The sequence below is a fragment of the Oceanobacillus sp. NCCP-135 genome (genome assembly GCF_059698015.1).
This window is the reverse complement of record NZ_BAAKSZ010000003.1, coordinates 35,953-53,663: the sequence shown is the minus strand read 5'-3', so window position 1 is coordinate 53,663 and position 17,711 is coordinate 35,953. Positions and strand designations below refer to the sequence as shown.

Annotated in this window: 18 protein-coding genes; 5 read left to right on the top strand and 13 right to left on the bottom strand. The window is 35.0% G+C overall.

All coding sequences use genetic code 11. The features are described from left to right. The first annotated feature begins 118 nt into the window (after positions 1-118). Positions 119-547 (top strand): universal stress protein, encoded by a 429-nt coding sequence (locus AC6HVZ_RS03075; RefSeq protein ID WP_497556667.1) that lies wholly within the window; start codon positions 119-121, stop codon positions 545-547. A 38-nt stretch (positions 548-585) separates the two neighbouring features. On the opposite strand, the gene AC6HVZ_RS03070 is transcribed toward AC6HVZ_RS03075, so the two are convergent. From AC6HVZ_RS03070 to AC6HVZ_RS03045, 6 genes are all read right to left on the bottom strand, one after another. Next, entirely contained in the window at positions 586-1,110 is a 525-nt protein-coding gene (locus tag AC6HVZ_RS03070; RefSeq protein ID WP_497556666.1) for a MogA/MoaB family molybdenum cofactor biosynthesis protein, read from the bottom strand. An 83-nt stretch (positions 1,111-1,193) separates the two neighbouring features. Then, positions 1,194-2,378: an acetate kinase gene (locus tag AC6HVZ_RS03065; protein WP_497556665.1), complete on the bottom strand. Its 1,185-nt coding sequence runs from the start codon at positions 2,376-2,378 to the stop codon at positions 1,194-1,196. Between the two features lie 19 nt (positions 2,379-2,397). Beyond that, positions 2,398-3,381 (bottom strand): class I SAM-dependent methyltransferase, encoded by a 984-nt coding sequence (locus tag AC6HVZ_RS03060; protein ID WP_497556664.1) that lies wholly within the window; start codon positions 3,379-3,381, stop codon positions 2,398-2,400. A gap of 149 nt (positions 3,382-3,530) precedes the next feature. Further along, on the bottom strand, positions 3,531-4,031 hold the full coding sequence (tpx, locus tag AC6HVZ_RS03055) for a thiol peroxidase (RefSeq protein ID WP_497556663.1): 501 nt from the start codon (positions 4,029-4,031) through the stop codon (positions 3,531-3,533). A 150-nt stretch (positions 4,032-4,181) separates the two neighbouring features. Next, positions 4,182-4,637, bottom strand: coding sequence for a GerW family sporulation protein (gene ytfJ, locus AC6HVZ_RS03050; RefSeq protein WP_497556662.1), 456 nt, complete (start codon positions 4,635-4,637; stop codon positions 4,182-4,184). Positions 4,638-4,647: 10 nt separating this feature from the next. Continuing rightward, a complete protein-coding gene (locus AC6HVZ_RS03045) occupies positions 4,648-5,217 on the bottom strand; it encodes a DUF2953 domain-containing protein (RefSeq protein ID WP_497556661.1) in 570 nt (189 codons plus the stop codon). Between the two features lie 250 nt (positions 5,218-5,467). Between AC6HVZ_RS03045 and AC6HVZ_RS03040 the strand changes: the two genes are divergently transcribed. Continuing rightward, positions 5,468-6,268: an NAD kinase gene (locus tag AC6HVZ_RS03040; protein ID WP_497556660.1), complete on the top strand. Its 801-nt coding sequence runs from the start codon at positions 5,468-5,470 to the stop codon at positions 6,266-6,268. A 21-nt stretch (positions 6,269-6,289) separates the two neighbouring features. Here AC6HVZ_RS03040 and AC6HVZ_RS03035 read toward each other — a convergent pair whose 3' ends face one another. The 6 genes from AC6HVZ_RS03035 to refZ all read right to left on the bottom strand — a co-directional run bounded on the left by AC6HVZ_RS03035 (position 6,290) and on the right by refZ (position 13,464). Further along, positions 6,290-7,891, bottom strand: coding sequence for an amidohydrolase (locus AC6HVZ_RS03035; protein WP_497556659.1), 1,602 nt, complete (start codon positions 7,889-7,891; stop codon positions 6,290-6,292). Positions 7,892-8,031: 140 nt separating this feature from the next. Continuing rightward, positions 8,032-8,229 (bottom strand): alpha/beta-type small acid-soluble spore protein, encoded by a 198-nt coding sequence (locus AC6HVZ_RS03030; RefSeq protein WP_497556658.1) that lies wholly within the window; start codon positions 8,227-8,229, stop codon positions 8,032-8,034. Positions 8,230-8,317: 88 nt separating this feature from the next. Beyond that, entirely contained in the window at positions 8,318-9,520 is a 1,203-nt protein-coding gene (thiI, locus tag AC6HVZ_RS03025; RefSeq protein ID WP_497556657.1) for a tRNA uracil 4-sulfurtransferase ThiI, read from the bottom strand. 6 nt (positions 9,521-9,526) lie between these two features. Further along, positions 9,527-10,666 carry a cysteine desulfurase family protein gene (locus AC6HVZ_RS03020; protein ID WP_497556656.1) on the bottom strand — a complete coding sequence of 380 codons (1,140 nt, stop codon included), beginning with the start codon at positions 10,664-10,666 and terminating at the stop codon, positions 9,527-9,529. Positions 10,667-10,740: 74 nt separating this feature from the next. Beyond that, positions 10,741-12,432 (bottom strand): septation ring formation regulator EzrA, encoded by a 1,692-nt coding sequence (gene ezrA / locus AC6HVZ_RS03015; RefSeq protein ID WP_497556655.1) that lies wholly within the window; start codon positions 12,430-12,432, stop codon positions 10,741-10,743. Positions 12,433-12,834: 402 nt separating this feature from the next. Continuing rightward, positions 12,835-13,464, bottom strand: a complete 630-nt coding sequence (gene refZ / locus AC6HVZ_RS03010) for a forespore capture DNA-binding protein RefZ (RefSeq protein ID WP_497556654.1) — start codon at positions 13,462-13,464, stop codon at positions 12,835-12,837. 126 nt (positions 13,465-13,590) lie between these two features. Between refZ and AC6HVZ_RS03005 the strand changes: the two genes are divergently transcribed. Continuing rightward, a complete protein-coding gene (locus tag AC6HVZ_RS03005; RefSeq protein WP_497556653.1) occupies positions 13,591-14,073 on the top strand; it encodes a GAF domain-containing protein in 483 nt (160 codons plus the stop codon). A 45-nt stretch (positions 14,074-14,118) separates the two neighbouring features. Here AC6HVZ_RS03005 and AC6HVZ_RS03000 read toward each other — a convergent pair whose 3' ends face one another. Then, positions 14,119-15,936 carry a sensor domain-containing diguanylate cyclase gene (locus AC6HVZ_RS03000; RefSeq protein WP_497556652.1) on the bottom strand — a complete coding sequence of 606 codons (1,818 nt, stop codon included), beginning with the start codon at positions 15,934-15,936 and terminating at the stop codon, positions 14,119-14,121. Positions 15,937-16,301: 365 nt separating this feature from the next. Here AC6HVZ_RS03000 and rpsD point away from each other — a divergent pair, with 365 nt between their 5' ends. Beyond that, positions 16,302-16,904, top strand: a complete 603-nt coding sequence (gene rpsD / locus AC6HVZ_RS02995; protein WP_497556651.1) for a 30S ribosomal protein S4 — start codon at positions 16,302-16,304, stop codon at positions 16,902-16,904. A gap of 169 nt (positions 16,905-17,073) precedes the next feature. Next, positions 17,074-17,280: a tyrosine-type recombinase/integrase gene (locus AC6HVZ_RS02990; RefSeq protein ID WP_497556819.1), complete on the top strand. Its 207-nt coding sequence runs from the start codon at positions 17,074-17,076 to the stop codon at positions 17,278-17,280. Positions 17,281-17,711 lie beyond the last annotated feature (431 nt).

The window sequence follows — 17,711 nt, the reverse complement described above, 5'->3', positions numbered from 1 at the left end:
ATCACCTCCCTTTTTAGTATGTCCAATATTTTGTAACAATGATTTAACTAATTCTTCTAAATTTTGATTGTTGCAATATAAATTAGGGTATATAATTAAAGTGAAAGGGGAGATAAAAATGGAATATAAAAATATTGTTGTTGCAGTAGATGGTTCCCAAGCATCTGAAAAGGCTTTCGAAAAGTCTTTAGCTATCGCAAAACGCAATAATGCCCGACTTATTCTATCCCATGTCGTTGATTCCCGTACATTTGCTACTGCTGAAGCGTATGACCGCACACTTGCTGAGCGTGCAGAAGAGTATGCAAAAGAACTCCTTGACACATATGTTGATAATGCAAAAGAAGCAGGGGTTAACGATTTAGTTAGGTGTGTAGAATATGGTTCCCCAAAAGTAAAAATCGCCAAAGATATTGCGAAAGGTTTTGATGCGGATTTGATCATTTGCGGAGCAACTGGAATGAATGCAGTAGAGCGATTTTTAATCGGTAGTGTTTCAGAAAGTATTACAAGATATGCGAAATGTGATGTGTTAGTCGTACGTTAATTCATAAGATAAAAAATAGCGCTTCTATGAAAGAAGCGCTATTTTTGTTCTGTTTCTATATCTTTTTGAAGTTCATAAACAATATGGGATAATTCTGGTAAGATCAACTTTTTCATCGCAAGTTTCACTGCCCCAGAGGAACCAGGTGTAGAAAATATCGCCGTATGATTTCGTATACCTGCGGTTGCCCTTGATAGTATTGCTGCAGATCCAATATCCTCCTGATAGCTTAACACCCTAAAAATTTCTCCAAACCCTGGCATTTTTTTATGAAACATTTTTTCGACTGTTTCAATGGTAAGATCACGAAAGGCTATACCAGTTCCACCATTTGTCAAAAGTACATCAATATCAGGATTTTCACAACCCGCATCAATCATTGTCCTGATCGCTGTTTCATCATCTTTAATAATTTCTTTGAATTTTACCTGGTGGCCTGATTCTTCTAGTAATTGCTTCATCAGTTCACCACTTTTATCTGTCTTTTCTGTCCGAGTATCACTAATGGTTATGATCATACAATTAACAGACCTTATATCTTTCTTATGTTCTTCAATGGACATAGGTTTACCTCCTTTTATAAAGTATACCTAATCTAAAAACTGTTATGGTTAACCACATCAAAACCTTTTTTTCTAAAACAATACTACTGTGTCAATCTTACAGTATCCCTTGCAATCATTACTTCTTCGTTTGTCGGGATAACGATAACTTTTACCGGGGAATGCGGATAGTTAATAAATTGTTCTTTGCCGCGGACTTTATTTAAAGCAGGATCAAAATAAACCCCCATAAATTCCATCCCTGTTAATACTTTCTTTCTGATAGTATCACTATTTTCACCAACTCCAGCTGTGAAAATAATAGCATCAACACCTGACATTTTTGCAGCATAGGAACCTAGATATTTATGGATTCTCCCCGCAAATACATCTAATGCGAGTTCAGCACGTTCATTTTCCCCTGCTTGCTGCTCAATATCCCGTAAATCACTTGAAAACCCTGATAATGCAAGCATTCCGCTTTTTTCATTTAATACGTTAACAACTTCTTCAGCTGATTTGCCGGTTCTCTCCATGATGTAGGGAATTAAAGCAGGATCTATATTTCCTGAGCGTGTCCCCATGGTTACCCCCGCAAGAGGTGTGAATCCCATAGATGTATCGATTGACTCGCCATTTTTAATTGCCGCAATGCTTGCACCATTCCCCAAATGACATGAAATTAACCGTAATTGATTTACTGGTACCCCCATCAGTTCTGCTGCACGTTGAGAAACATATTTATGTGAAGTACCATGAAATCCATATTTGCGAATTCCATACTTCTGATAATATTCATATGGTAAACTGTATAGATAGGATGACTCAGGCATGGTTTGGTGAAAAGCAGTATCAAACACAGCAACCATTGGTACATTTGGCAAAATTTCCCGAAAGGCATTTATTCCGGTAAGATTTGCTGGATTATGCAATGGTGCCAATTCAGACACTTTATCAATGGTTTGAATTACGTCATCACTGAGTTTTACCGCATCACTGAAATATTCCCCTCCATGGACAACTCGATGGCCAACTGCGTCTATTTCCCCCAGCGATTGTATCACACCAGAAGTGGTCAATGCTTCAAGCAACTTTTTAACTGCCTCTTCATGATTCGGGATATCCCCTGGAAATATAGCTTTATTATTATTTACTTCTAACGTAAAAACAGATTCGTTTAATCCAATGCGCTCTACTAATCCCTTTGCCAGCACTTTTTCTTCCGGCATCAGGATTAATTGGAATTTCAAGGATGAACTACCAGCATTAATAGCTAATACATTATTCATGGATGTACAACTCCTACCTTTATTTATTATAATTTGCAAACCATGCATTCATTTGACTTAAAATATCTTCCATACCATTCGTATTTTTAAATGATGGCATTTTTACAAGTAATGGCTGTTTCGGCGCACTCGTACCCTGTCCTTTTTTTTGCAGGAGAAGAATACTTTTTATATTTTTTTCTGATTTAAACGCCGATTCAGGCAATCGTAGAACCCCAACAATATGTGCATATGCCTGTATGTAGCTGTGGAGTTTATCTGATTGATCACTATCAAATAAAAAGTCTGGTATGACAAATATTAAGTAGCCACCATCTTTTGTATAATTCATACTTTGTTCAATAAATAGATGATGCGCATAAGAATGCCCTTCATCTGCTTTCAGTTCAAAATCATTAGCACGGATCTCATCTGGATAATAGCCAACTGGTAAATCGGCAACAACTAAATCGACCGGATCTAATAAAAACGGGCGTAAACTATCCTGATGGAAGAACTCTATATTTTTCTTTTGCAGATTTGCATTTAGCACAGACAATTTTATTAATGTAGGGTCAACTTCACTGGCAAAAGCTTCTGTATCCTGCTTGAATTGACCTAAAACTGTAGTTATTAGATTGCCAGTTCCAGAAGCTGGGTCAAATATGCTTATCCGTTCTTTCCCTTTTGTTACTTTGTCTGCAAGATAGCCAACTAATAATGCTACTGTTTCTGGAGTCATTAAATGCTGTTGCTGTGTAGAATCCTTCATACCTTTCAGGGTTGCTAATTGGACTGCTTTACGAATTTCATCAGTCGTATAACCAGTAAAATCAATTTCTGCTAAAGCGTTTTGTAATTTATGTGATAAAAGTTCATCTATTTCATCTGAAGCAGCTTGATAAAATAGTGTTTCCATTGTAATTGCCAAACTATCTAAATAGGGTTCATTTTCATGTTGTTGTATTATTTGCGTTGTATTGTCGATCCATTCATATAATATTTCAACATTTGATTTTTTCATTTATAATCCTCCATTCTATCCTTCCAAAGCGAATCCATTGTAGCAAAGTCAATCAGTATATGTACAAAGTAAAGCTATCTTCTAACGAGGATTATGAGACAGTAAAAATCTCTCCCCAAAAACGAGAGAGATTCTTTACGATATTTAAATTATTCAGCAGATCCGGCGGCATCCAGAGCTTTATCATAATTCGGATGATTGGTCACTTCACTAACATATTCAACATACGTCACCTTATCATTGGAATCCACTACAAAAATAGACCTGGACAGCAATCGTAATTCTTTGATTAAAACGCCATATTTTTCACCGAAATCTGCATCACGATGATCGGACAGAATATCAAGCTTTTTAATCCCATTCGCAGCACACCAACGAGTTTGGGCAAATGGTAAATCCATGCTGATAGTTAGTACATGTACATTTTTAAGTTTGTCTGCTTCTTCATTAAATCGTTTAGTCTGTTCTGAACAAACCCCTGTATCGATGGAAGGTACTACACTGATTAATTTCACTTTTCCTTTGTAATCATCTAGTGTTACTTCTTTAAGATCATTAGATAGCACAGTGAAATCAGGTGCTTGATCCCCCACTTTTATTTCTTTACCCTGTAATGTGACTGGCTCTTGATGGAATGTTACATTAGCCATGAATCATTCCTCCTCCATATATTCTATCCTTTAATTATGATTAGTTTATAGCGATTTGTCCATCAAAACGGGCTAAAGAAATATAAACAAATTTGTGAACAGTGAATGATTTACTATACCTCTTATCTACATTTCTAAACATAACTAAAATTAAATATCATATTGTGTCTGGGGCTTCTGTTGTTTTTTTTCTTTTTCCTGATGCTTTGGCTGATTACTTTGTCCGGATTCTTTAATAATTTGTTGTACTTTTTCAACAACTTGTGGAGCAAAGTCAAGCATTTTTTCATAGATATGTGTGTTTTGATCCAAGTGAACCATTTTTATTCCTTGTTCACTTACAATTAAGAATGCAACTGGTGTAATGGATACCCCACCACCACTACCTCCACCAAATGGTAATGTTGCTTCTGAATCCCCTTGATTGCTACTGGCATTAAATTCGCTTCCACCTGCAGCAAAGCCGAATCCCAACTTAGATACAGGTATAATTACACTGCCATCAGGAGATTCAACTGGATCCCCAATGATTGTATTCACTTCAATCATATCTTTTAAATTTTCCATTGCCGTTGTCATTAAACCTTGGATTGGATGTTCTTCCATTATAATCCTCCTATATAAATGCTTTTTCTTTTATTTTGCTGAACCGCATCACTTTAAGAAGTGCGTATATAGCTTGTCCTAATCTAATCGATACAATACAATCGAAATTTGATTGAATGTAATTCGCCTGAAAATGAGGAATGATATTTATCATTGGCTTACATCTCAACAGGCTTTTTTCTGCTAAAAACCCGATCAGTATTCCTTTAAATGTCCATACTCCTCCACTTGCAATTCCAGTTGTAGCCGCATTTCCGGTACCACCACTTGTAATCCATTTCAGCTTATGTATTTGCAGATTTTTCAACAACAAATCTGCTGTTTGTTTTAAAACTTGGATTTGCACTATCAAATGCTTAATTTTGATGGAAAAAGAGTCGAATGTTACATCATCAAACACGCCTTTTTCATTGTATTCATCTATCATATTGATATTTTTCTTAAATAGTTTTATTTGGAAGATGGATACCGAAATGAATAGCATATTTATATTTTGTGTGTATTTATAATGACAAGTAATATAAATTCGCAAAAATAAAATAAAGATTAAACTTACTGTAACAAGAAAGATCCATAGCATGTATAACACCTCCTTATATTAGTTTGCTTAAATTTCCATTTTTTAGTCTGTATTTTTCTTCTTTCTCTTAGTGGCTAGTAGAAAAATCGGCTTATCATTTAAAGAATACTTTGAAAGATGTCTTAGAAACCCATATACCTGAGTGCAAAGCTCGCACTTATACCGTTTACCTAAAAGAGTTATATTTTCCTATCAATGCAAGAAAATGATAAAATAAAGCTGATTTTATTATCAATGGAGGTGTATTTAAATGCCAGATCGAAAAAATATATATTTTTATTATCAGGAAAATACAGAAATTCAAAAGAAACTGCAGCCATTATATAATTTAGCAAGGGAAAACAATTTTTCAATTGTAGATGAACATAAAGATGCAAGTATTATTGTAAGTGTTGGAGGTGATGGCGCATTCCTTCAGGCTGTAAGGAAAACAGGCTTTCGTCAAGACTGTTTATATACAGGGATCACTCGTTCCAATGAATCAGGACTGTATTGCGATTTCAATTTAGACAATTTTGAAGAGATGGTCCATACTATGGTTCATGCAGAATTGGAAGTTAGACGATTTCCAGTTATTAATGTACAGGTTAATGGGGGAACATCATTTGACTGTATTAATGAAATAAGTGTAAGATCAACCATCATTAAATCGATTGTAATTGATGTGTATATTGATGATATGCACTTTGAAACATTTCGTGGTGATGGGCTAATTGTTGCAACACCAACCGGGAGTACAGGATATAATAAATCAATAAATGGTGCTGTAATTGATCCGAAAATTCCTTGTTTCCAAGTATCTGAACTAGCATCTATAAATAATAATCGTTACCGTACACTTGGTTCATCATTTGTACTCAATCAAAACAGAAAATTAACTTTAAATATCGCACAGGATGGAAATGATTATCCAATTATCGGGTTGGATAACGAGGCTTATTCAATTAGAAATATTAAGGACATTACGGTAACCCTAAGTAATAAAGTTATTAAAACGGTCAAACTAAAAGACAACTCCTACTGGGATCGTGTAAAACGAACATTCTTATAAACTGAAAAAAATCCTCCTCATTTAGCTCTGAGAAGGATTTTTTTCAAATACTATATTACCATCAACAACGGTTATTGCAACATCAATTTCATGTATTTTATCTATCCCCACTTTAAATATATCTTCATCCAAAATTGTGAAATCAGCTTTAAACCCTTTTGCAATTAACCCTCTTTCATACTCCTGTTTTATAGCATAGGCACTACCGCTTGTATATAACTGAATTGCTTCGTATATAGATAATCTTTCATTTTCATTATAAATTTCGCCATCTAAGGAAGACTTTCGTTCAATCGCTGCTTGTATTCCCAATAGTGGACTAACTTCCTCAATTGGGGCATCAGATCCGCCAGCACAATGTACATTGTTATCCAACAATGTTTTCCAAGCATAAGCTAATGGAAGTCTGTTTTCACCAATACGATCGATAACCCAAGGGAAATCTGATGGTACAAATGAGGGCTGTATGTCAACAACTATAGGGAGCTCTTGAAGTATTTGCAAAGATTGATTGTTTAAAATTTGCCCGTGAATAATTCGGTCTCTAGCATCGTTTGTTAATGGATACTTTTTTATTACTTTTGCAATTTCATCAACTGCCCTGTCACCAATTGCATGAACCGCAATTGGTAGTCCATATTGTCTGGCAGATTTCACTAGATGTTCCAGCGTTTCTTTGCTGTGAATAGCCACACCTTTATTCCCACTATCGTCAGAATATTCCTCTGTTAACCAAGCTGTCCTCCCACCGAGCGCTCCATCAGCGAAAATCTTCACTGCACCTAATTCAACATTTGCTGTACCATCTAAATAGCCTAAATTTTCATGTATCATATCTTCCATCACTTCGTGGTGAACAAGCAAATGTGCTTTAAAATTTTTATCACAGTCGAGTACATTTTTAAAAGCATGATACGTTTTGTGAAAACCACCATAATAATATAGATCTTCACTATGTCCGCCCACTAAACCTTTAGATATTAAATCATCGACAGCAATTTTAATCACTTGCTCTAAATAATGTTGTGATACAGCAGGCATCGCCCGTTTGATTAACTCTTGAGCAGTGTCCAGGAAATAGCCAGTTGTCTCCCCTTGCTTATCACGAACAATAATCCCCCCTTTAGGATCTGTAGTATGTTTATCAATATTGGAAATCTGCATTGCTTTTGAATTAGTGAGAAGGGCATGTCTGCAGACTCTTGTTAGCATGATCGGATTGTTTGGACAAATCTCATCCAACTCCGATTTATGTATGATTGAAGAATCATCCCACTGATTTTCATTCCAACCTTCACCAACTAACCACTCCCCATCAGCGAGGTTGGCTGTTCTATTACGTAATGCATCCTTTACTTCCTCTGCAGAATTCATCTGCGACAAGTCTAATCGCAGCAATTTTTCACCATGTCCGATGATATGAAGATGACTATCCACCAATCCCGGTAGCATCGTTTTCCCCTGCAAATTCATTTCATTATCAATATTTTTATAATGTTCATGGTATAGTTTTTCATATGTACCAACTGCTTTAATTACATCATTTTCCGTATAGACAGCTTCTACCGCTTCCCGAGCATTTTCCAATGTATAGATTAAACCACCAAACCAAAGCGTCCCCATCAAAACACTCCCCTTATCACAAACTTCTTATAGAAAACTTTACTCCTATCTATTACATATATCAAGAAAGAATTATTGCTATTATAAAAGGACTACTCCTTCTCAGGAATAGCCCTTTAGCCATTTTTATTATTTTTTTGTTATTGCATTCCGCCAAATTGACCTTCAGCCATTGAAACCAGGCGTTTTGTTATTTCTCCACCAACAGATCCATTTGCACGGGAAGTTGTATCAGCCCCAAGTTGCACACCAAATTCTTGTGCAATTTCATACTTCATTTGATCCAAAGCTTGTTGAGCACCAGGAACTACTAATTGGTTTGTATTGTTATTTGCCATGTTAGTTCACCTCCTTGGTACACTTATAATGTGTAGCAGAAAGGGAATTCATTCATCCGATGAGCTGGTAGTTTGTGTAAGTTAAAATTTATAGTAAATCTTCCAATGTATTTTCCAAATCCTTTTGATCTGTAACCTTCACTACTTCTATTCCAGCCACAGCCCCTTCAATTAAATCAGTAAAATCCTTTTTTGATTCAAATATGTTTGCTTTGTCCCTTTTTGGTTTTGTTTTTGGTGATTTTGGAACAAAAATGGTGCAGCAATCTTCATATGGAAGGATGGATGTTTCATACGTTTCTATTTCCTGAGAAATTTCTATAATATCCGTTTTGTCCATCGTTATCAATGGACGGAGAATTGGATAATTGGTAACCTCATTAATCGCATTCATGCTTTCCATTGTCTGGCTGGCAACCTGTCCAAGATTTTCGCCAGTTGTCATTGACAGAATCGATTCCTTTCTGCAAACTTTTTCACTTATTCGCATCATCATCCGCCGCATAATCGTCATGGCGTATCCATCAGGTATTTCACGAAAAATTTCCTGTTGCAGCTTTGTAAATGGGACAATATGAATCTTTATGGAGCTGCCGTATTTTGTTAGCTGCTTGGCAAGATCAAGCACCTTTTGTTTGGCTCTGTCACTGGTAAATGGCGGAGAATGAAAATGAATAGCCTCAATTTGTACCCCACGCTTCATTGCCAGGTAACCTGCAACCGGACTGTCAATTCCACCAGATAATAATAGTAAAGATTTACCTGCTGTCCCAACAGGCAATCCACCTAATCCTGCAATTACGTTTGATGTGATATAAGTAGCTTCCAGTCTAATTTCCACTTTAACTTCCAAATCTGGGTTATGAACGTCTACCGTAATATCATTTGTATTTGTCAGTAAATATTCGCCTAAAAGCTGGTTCATATCCTGGGAATGAACCGGGAAATCTTTATTAATCCGTTTCACTGATACTTTAAACTTATGAACATTTTCACCATTATTCAACGCATATAATGCCGCCTCTTTAATAGCTTCTACTTTATTTTCTACTTTTATTGCTAAACTCAAGCTTTGAATACCGAAAATCTCTTTACATTTTTCCATTATCGGTTCCGGATCATGACCGTTTAGTAAAACAAACATTCTTCCCTGTGTGCGTTTTACTTTTGCATTTGGAAATTCTTTGATTTTATGCTGAATATTTTCCTGCAATTGCAAAATAAATTTTTTTATATTTTTGCCTTTTAATGCTATTTCTCCATATCTTATTAATATATGATCATATTGCATCATTATCTACTCCATTACGTTATTAAATTGCTTAATTGCTTCTTTCAAAGCAGCTAAAAAGTGTATAATTTCTTCTTTTGAATTATCATAAGACAAACTAACTCGAAGTGCAGAGGTGGATCGACACCTTTTAAAACCACAGGCAGCCAATACTTTGCTTTCATCCTTTTGCTTAGAGGAACAGGCGGATTTTGTGGAAATATAGATACCTTTCTCCCCAAGCATATGGATAATCACCTCTGGTTTAACTCCTGGAATGGAGAAATTGATTATATGGGGAGCTGCTTGAAGTGGTGTATTCAGCACAACACCTTCGAGCTTGATCATTTCATCCATTAGGTGGTTTTTCAATTCGTATAACTTATTTAATTCTTGCTTCTCTCGTTCTTTTATTAATCGCAACGCCTTAACCATGGCTACAGCACCAGCTAAATTTTCAGTTCCGGAACGAATAGTGTGTTCTTGATTTCCGCCATGAAATAACGGAAATAAAGTTGTCCGATTATTGACGTATAATATCCCAGTAGCTTTTAGTCCATGTATTTTATGTCCTGAAAATGTACATAAATCTATACCACTATTTTTAAGTTGTAGTGGAACCTTTCCCAGTCCTTGCACATCATCTACGTGAAAAAAGAGCTTCGGGTGTTCTTTAGCAATCTGTCCAATTTCTTCGATCGGTTGAATGGAACCTATTTCATTATTTACATGCATGATACTAATTAAAATGGTGTCTTTTCGGATGGCATTACTTAAATCCGTTAATGATATGACACCATTATGATCAACAGGTAAATAGGTAATATCAAAGCCTAATGCCTTTAAGCTACTACACGCATCATAAACAGATGGATGTTCAATTTCGGTTGTTATAATATGTTTTCCTCTGTTTTGATGTTCTAATGCGATTCCTTTAATAGCTATATTATTCCCTTCTGTACCACCAGAAGTAAAAATGATTTCGTTTGGACTGACACCAAGAATCTCAGCAGCCTGGTTTCTAGCCTTTACCAACAGCCTCTCTGCTTCTCCACCAAATTGATGGATGGAGGATGGATTGGCAAAAAACCTTTCAGTAACTTGTTCAAAGCTCTTAAATACTGAAGGATTTGGTTTAGTTGTTGCACAATTATCTAAATATATCATATAAATTAACTCCTAACTTCATAAAGAAAAGGATATTATATAATATCCTTTCTTAGGCAAATACGTATTCATGTTTAATTTAGTACTTCCTGAAATTCTTCAATACGCTTTAGTGCACCAGGTTCGATTTCCTCGACAGCTTTTGCAGCCTGTTCCAGAGATAGCTCATACTCATAGGATCTAAAGAGCCGCTCTGATTCTGAAAGTTTTGCTGCCAGAATTGGATATTGGCTGCGATATCGATTGGCATATTGGATAACTTGTTCCGTTAAATAAGCCTGTTCAAGCATCATATCCGTTTGTTCCATTGCTTGAGCAACAGCATTATTTGCATTACTTAAGGCCTGCTGAACTTCTGCCATATCTAAAGGTGTCTTTTCCAGGGATTTAATGACACGCATGTTTTTTTCCGAAGCTGTTTCCATTAAACTCCAAATAAAGTTTGGAACTCCAGGTATATTACTCTTCTTTAATTTACGGTTTACATCTTGAAGTTGATCTCTCATCTCAATTAGCTTATCTTTCGCCTCTAATTCATCCTTACGCAAGTTATGAATATGCTTTTTAAACGCATCATGTTTCTGCTGCAAGTCCTCTATTTGCTGAAAACCAACCTCCACCTGTTCACGTAATTCAGAATGGGATGTATCTTCCTTTTCAATATCACGAGAAAGTTCTTCCAATTTTGTATTTAAATTGGTAATGGTCTTTTCCAAAGATAAATATCTTTCCATGTCACGATCTTCAAAATAGTAAGCCTGTCTTAATTTCTCTACTTCTTCTTTTGTATTATAGAAGTTATTGCTTAATTCATGCAAACTCTCTTGATACACAGGTACCTTCGTTTCTAAGTAACTTTTCGCAATCGCTTCCTTTTCCAAAAGTTGATACATTTCTTTGATTCTTTCTTCAATATCCGTAATTAGGCCATTAATATTTGACATATCGCCACTTTCCAATGAAGTGACTGTTTCCAACAATCGTTCCTGATATGTACGAATTTCTTTTTCAAAGGAAAGATGCTCTACCCGGTATCCATCTTCTCTCATTCCTGTCAGCCCTGCAGATAAATTATCCAGTTGGGCTGGTAAGTCATGTTTACACAACTTATAAAGCTCCGGAAATTCTTCGATCTGATTCTTTAGCTCAACTATCTCATCCTTCAGTGTATCTACTAATTTCTTTGCTTCAGTATAATCTCCAGCTTCTGTTAACTCATGGTACTTATTAAGCTTTTCGCCAAATTCATCTAGCTCTATATCAAAGTGATATTCTGCTTTTCCGTATTGATAACGATTTTGTGACAGCTGTTTACGTAAACTTTTAATTGCTGGTTCAAGCTCTTCTATTTCCTTGCGGCTAATTTCTTCTGATTCCATCAGTTCATCAAGTTCCTGCAGCATTTTTTCAATGTCATTTTCGATTGATTGCAAAACCTGCTCCGTTTTATTCAACGTTTTCTTTGCCTTGGAAAAACGATATCGATCAGCTGCTTCCTCTGCATCAAATAAATATTCCTCAATATCAGGTAATTCTTTAGTAACTATAAATTCCCAACGATCTTTCCATGTTTCAAACTTAAGTTGAGTTTCCCCAGATAAATTCAATGCTTTAATACGCCCGAGTTGTGACGCAATATTACGACCCATAATATCCATTTTCCAAGCTTCATATTTATCCACAACATCATATACCCGTTTTCGTAAAATAAGTCCAATAATTATTAATGCAATAATTACTAATATAATTCCAATGATATATGCCATAGAATTCCTCCTCACTATATTTCTATATATCGAAGGACAGGTATTTTTTAATTAGGTTATAAGAGTATAAAAGGGAAAGGCTCTATTAAGCTAACAACAAGGTGAGCCACGTCCAGCTCCAACGTTAAAGCCAAGTGAGATTTCCCTCAAGCTCTGTAATCTAAACCAAGATCGACTCCCTGCTCTCGCCGTTTTTCATTTGACTTTCGCTAAAAAAAGGAACAAGCTTCGTGGATCTTCTACGTTGGAGTGAATCTCCTACGACTATGACCGTACGTTGCGAAACAGGCACTTCCACTTTTGTTTTTATTTTTTTAAAATATATTATTTATAATACCATGTAAATAGCACTTTTGGCTAAAAATATACAAATAAATTAATGTTTCGGCAAAATTTTTATGATTACTTATTTGTTTCTGCGATTTTCTTTTCTTGAAGAACGATATAATCCAGCCATTGATGGATTGTTTTTACATATTTTGTAACAAAGATATTGTGTGAATAATCGCCTATCACATAATTTTTCCATTCATTATGTAAAATATATGGTGTAATTAACATCCCTTTCAATTGCATCAATAAATATTGGTTTTCTTCATTATTTTTCTTATTATTTAATGTGTTAAAAAATGTTTTACTCACATAGTGATTCTCTTTTGCTAAATAAGTAACAGCCATTTCTCTTACAAAAACAGAATCAAGAGATAATTCTCGATGAATAAAGCATGAAAATTGATGGTTGCTTTGTTTATAATATATAATAGAAAAAATCAGTTTTTTTAATTTTTCCAAAGGAAGTAAGGATTCAGATTGCTGCAACGTTTCTTCCATTGTTTTTAGGTATTCTTCATAGTACTGTGTAACTGCATACTCAAGGAGCCCTTGCTTGCCCTTGAAATAATAGCTGATCAGTGATACATTTACGGTTGCCTTTTCTGCGATATCTCGGACAGATGTTCCATGAAATCCTTTCTGAAAAAACAAAGAGGAGGCAGCATCAATCACTTTCTGTTTAGACGGTTTTGTTTTCATCATATTCAACTCCTTATATCTCAATTACGACACATAGATTATTTATCCTGCATTTTTTTCTCGACAAATAAAACACTTATTGTCGAAAATTACTATTTAAACTTTTACTTTTTGGAGGTATACCATATGTTTCAAACGAAAGAGTACTCAGGAAACAAGGCGAAGGATTATGAACTCGTTATTAAACAATTACATGCTTTAAGTGAAGATGAAACAGACGCTATTGCTATTCTATCAAATGCTTCTGCATTGCTTAACCAATTTTTAGCTAAGGTTAATTGGGTCGGATTTTATCTATGGAAAGAAGATGAATTAGTATTAGGGCCATTTCAGGGATTACCAGCATGTATTAGAATAGCATATGGAAAAGGTGTATGCGGCACTGCTGTTAAAGAGCGAAAAACACAGCTTATAGGTGATGTGATGCAGTTTCCTGGTCATATTGCATGTGACAGTGCAAGCAGATCAGAAATCGTTGTACCTATAATAGTCAACGACTGCCTTTTTGGAGTATTGGATATTGATAGTCCTATTACAGATCGATTTGATGAAACGGATCAGCAGTACCTTGAAAAATTTGTTCAAGGATTAGAGGAATGTTTGCACTAATCAAGAAGCGGTTAGTTTCCTTTTTAGCCGCTTCTTAATTAGTTATTATATTTGTACAACACTGTTTTTTCCGGTGTTCTTAGCCTCATATAGTGCTTTATCTGTTCGAATAAACAAATCCTTTACTGTATCTGGTACTTCTTTCATCCATGAAGAAACACCACTGGAGAGTGTGACAGTTGGTTCTGTGTTTTCCTCCACTTGCTCCCGAATTATTCCTGCAATCTGAACACCTTCCTGTATCGTCGCCATAGGTAAATAGATAGCTAATTCTTCTCCACCCCATCGTGCTGGTGTATCTTCACTTTCAATATGTTGCTTCATAATAGAAGCAACCTGCATGATAACTTGATCACCAACATGATGACCAAACCTATCATTAACTTGCTTAAAGTCATCAATATCAAATAATATAAGTACACCATTTTCGTCGAATTCCATATGCTGATTAATTTTTTCTTCTAAATAGTTCCTTGAATAGAGCTGTGTAAGATAATCTGTAATAACTGCTTTTTCCAATTTATCTTTTAAAACCGTATTCATTAATGCCAATGTAGAATGTTGCACAAGTGATTGCATTAATTTAAATTTTTCAAAGGAAAAAAAGGAAGGCTCTTCATGCATGATAATAATTAAACCATAGATTGTACCGGTGTGACACATTGGAATTGCCATAACCGAACGATAAGGATATGGTTCACTGCTTCTGTAGTTCCCACTAAATAAGGCTTCTGAACTTTTGGTTTCAGATAATTGTTTCACAAATGAATGCCCATCTTTTGTATTAAAATAGGCGGTACTTCCAGTCAAGACTTCAAACTTCTGATTAGATTCCTCGTTGTAATAAATAATTCCTACTTGCGACGCATGGCATGAACACATAATTTGGTTTCTAACCAATTTCATAATTTGCGATAGTTTTAAATTGGAATTCAGCTTATGTGTTGTTTCATTAATTAGTTTCAAATCAGATACATGATGTTCTGAATGTTGGTACAGGGTAGCGTTTTCAATCGCTTTTCCGGCAGTTTCAGCAAATTTTTCAATAAATTTTATTTCCTGCTCTGAAAATGCAGTCAAATCCGATGTCATTATCTTTAAAATCCCATAAACCGCCTGCCTGCCAGATAATGGAGCATATATACAGGTCTGCTTTTCTTTCACTCGATCCTCAATTTGTATTACACCAGTTAAAAAAGCCTGTGTACCCACACGTTTGGTTGCGGCATCACTGTATTCAATTGTTTCTATAGGCAATCCGTTATCTGCTTCATTATCCTGTGATAATAGGAGATTAAATGTAAATTTAGGGTAACGGTTTTTTATTACCTCAATGATTTCCTTTAAGATATCTGTTCGATTAGTTGTTGAATAAACCTTTGTAGCAAATGCAAATAATAATCGATTATTTAAATCATTAGTTTCGTTAAGCTGATATTGATGAATGATAGCAAGTAATTTTTCCGTTTCTTCTTTTAGGATATGTACCAATTCATCTGGTTGAAAATCTTTATTCAATATAAATAAAAATCCTTTGGGCTCATGCTTTAGACTCAAAGGTATTAAACGTGCATCCATGCCTTTTGGCAGCTTCTGTAAAAAATCACCTTCACTGTAAGACTCGTTTTCTAACACTACATGTTTATGTAAAATTTTCTCAGCACCAGTTGAATCTGTTAGCAGACGATATGTTTTACTCCAGTTGTCATACAAGTATAATGCTGTATATCGTGCGTTTAATACTATTTTAAGCTCTTTAGTCAATAATGATAGAAATTGTTCATATGGATAGATCCCAATATTAATCAGCAAATCAAAATAAACGCTATTTAATTTATGATGCAGCTCTTCTTTTCTATTCATTACTTTATCACCCATCATTTAAAATTTTCTTTTATAACTGTTATTAATATAACTACGCCCTTTATTATACTCTTATTATATAATAACTAGTTCTATTTTCCTATACTTTAAGCAATAATGATCCCTATTATTTTTTATTGGTTGACTTATAAGGCTATAACTTATATACTATTCTTTGTGTAAAATAATTAGGTAGCCTATGTGAATCGGCGCTTGAACCCATTTTGTTCCTCACATATAGTCTTACGAGGTGTATCGTGTAACTCTCTGCTGCTGGAGCGATGGTACATGAAAACATAATGGACAACGTTAGAATCACGGTCGTTTTATTTTATGCAAATAAAATAATAAAGGAGAATATGCTTATGTCTCGCTATACTGGATCAGTATGGAAAAAATCACGTCGTCTTGGCATTTCATTAACTGGAACTGGCAAGGAATTAGATAAACGTCCTTACGCTCCTGGTCAACATGGACCAAATCAAAGAAAGAAAGTCTCTGAATATGGCTTACAATTACAAGAGAAGCAAAAACTTCGCTTCACATACGGATTAAACGAACGTCAATTCCGCAATTTGTTTGATCAAGCTGGTAAAATGAAAGGTATTCATGGTGAAAACTTCATGATTTTACTTGATGCTCGTCTTGATAACATTGTTTACCGCCTTGGTTTAGCTCGTACTCGCCCGCAAGCACGCCAGCTTGTAAACCATGGTCATATTACTGTAGATGGCGGACGTGTTGATATTCCATCATACCGTGTAAAACCAGGTCAGGTTATTGGTTTACGTGAAAAAGCGAAGAATCTTGATATTGTTAAAGAAGCTTTAGAAGTAAACAATTTTGTTCCTGAATATTTAACATTTGATGAGAATCAAATGGAAGGAACGTTTACTCGTTATCCTGAACGTTCAGAACTGCCGGCTGAAATTAACGAAGCATTAATCGTTGAATTCTACTCACGTTAATAGATTCGAAAAACACTGTTCAATTACTGAGCAGTGTTTTTTGATGGGAAATTTAGAAGCTTATTATTGGAAGATATTGTTTGAATGTACATTATTTTTAGGATGATGTTTATTCGTTACAGAACGTAACCCCAAGAGACGTATGAGCATGGATTCACTATGATATGTTATTAAATATATCTCCAGTAGGACTGGTATCAAAAAAACGATTCATCCACACCAACTGCGATACAGCTATGCAACACATATGGTTGATAATGGTGCTTCAATGGAGGTAATTCAAAGTCTTCTTGACCATAAAAGAAGTGAAATAACAAGGATATACGCAAATCTTAGTGGGAAATTAAGACATGACTTTTACAGTAAGTATTTTTAACGCATTTCTTAAATTAAATTGAACATTTATATCAGCGAAAAAATAAGCTCATTTGTTAGAAAGATTGTTAGCAAAGTTGCTTGGTTTTACTATTTTTAGTATTTCAGTAGCTATCATATTTTTATTGCTTTCGGGGAAGTGGTATGACTTGGGATGCTTTTTTCACATCGTATTTGATTGTTATCCCAGTGATTTGGTCTGGGTATGTTATCGAGAAGCGTAATTAAAACGAACTGATGGCAAGAATGTTAAATTATTAAAACCTTTTTAAGAGAATTCGTTGGATTTCATTTTGTAGGGATTCTAACTCTTGGATTATCTTTGATTATTAGGCGCTTTTGTTAAACATCGATTTTGATCAATCTTTTTTCAAAATGGATTCTATTTGTTTAAAGTAGAATGCGAGTTTTAGAAGAATTTTAATCAAACTT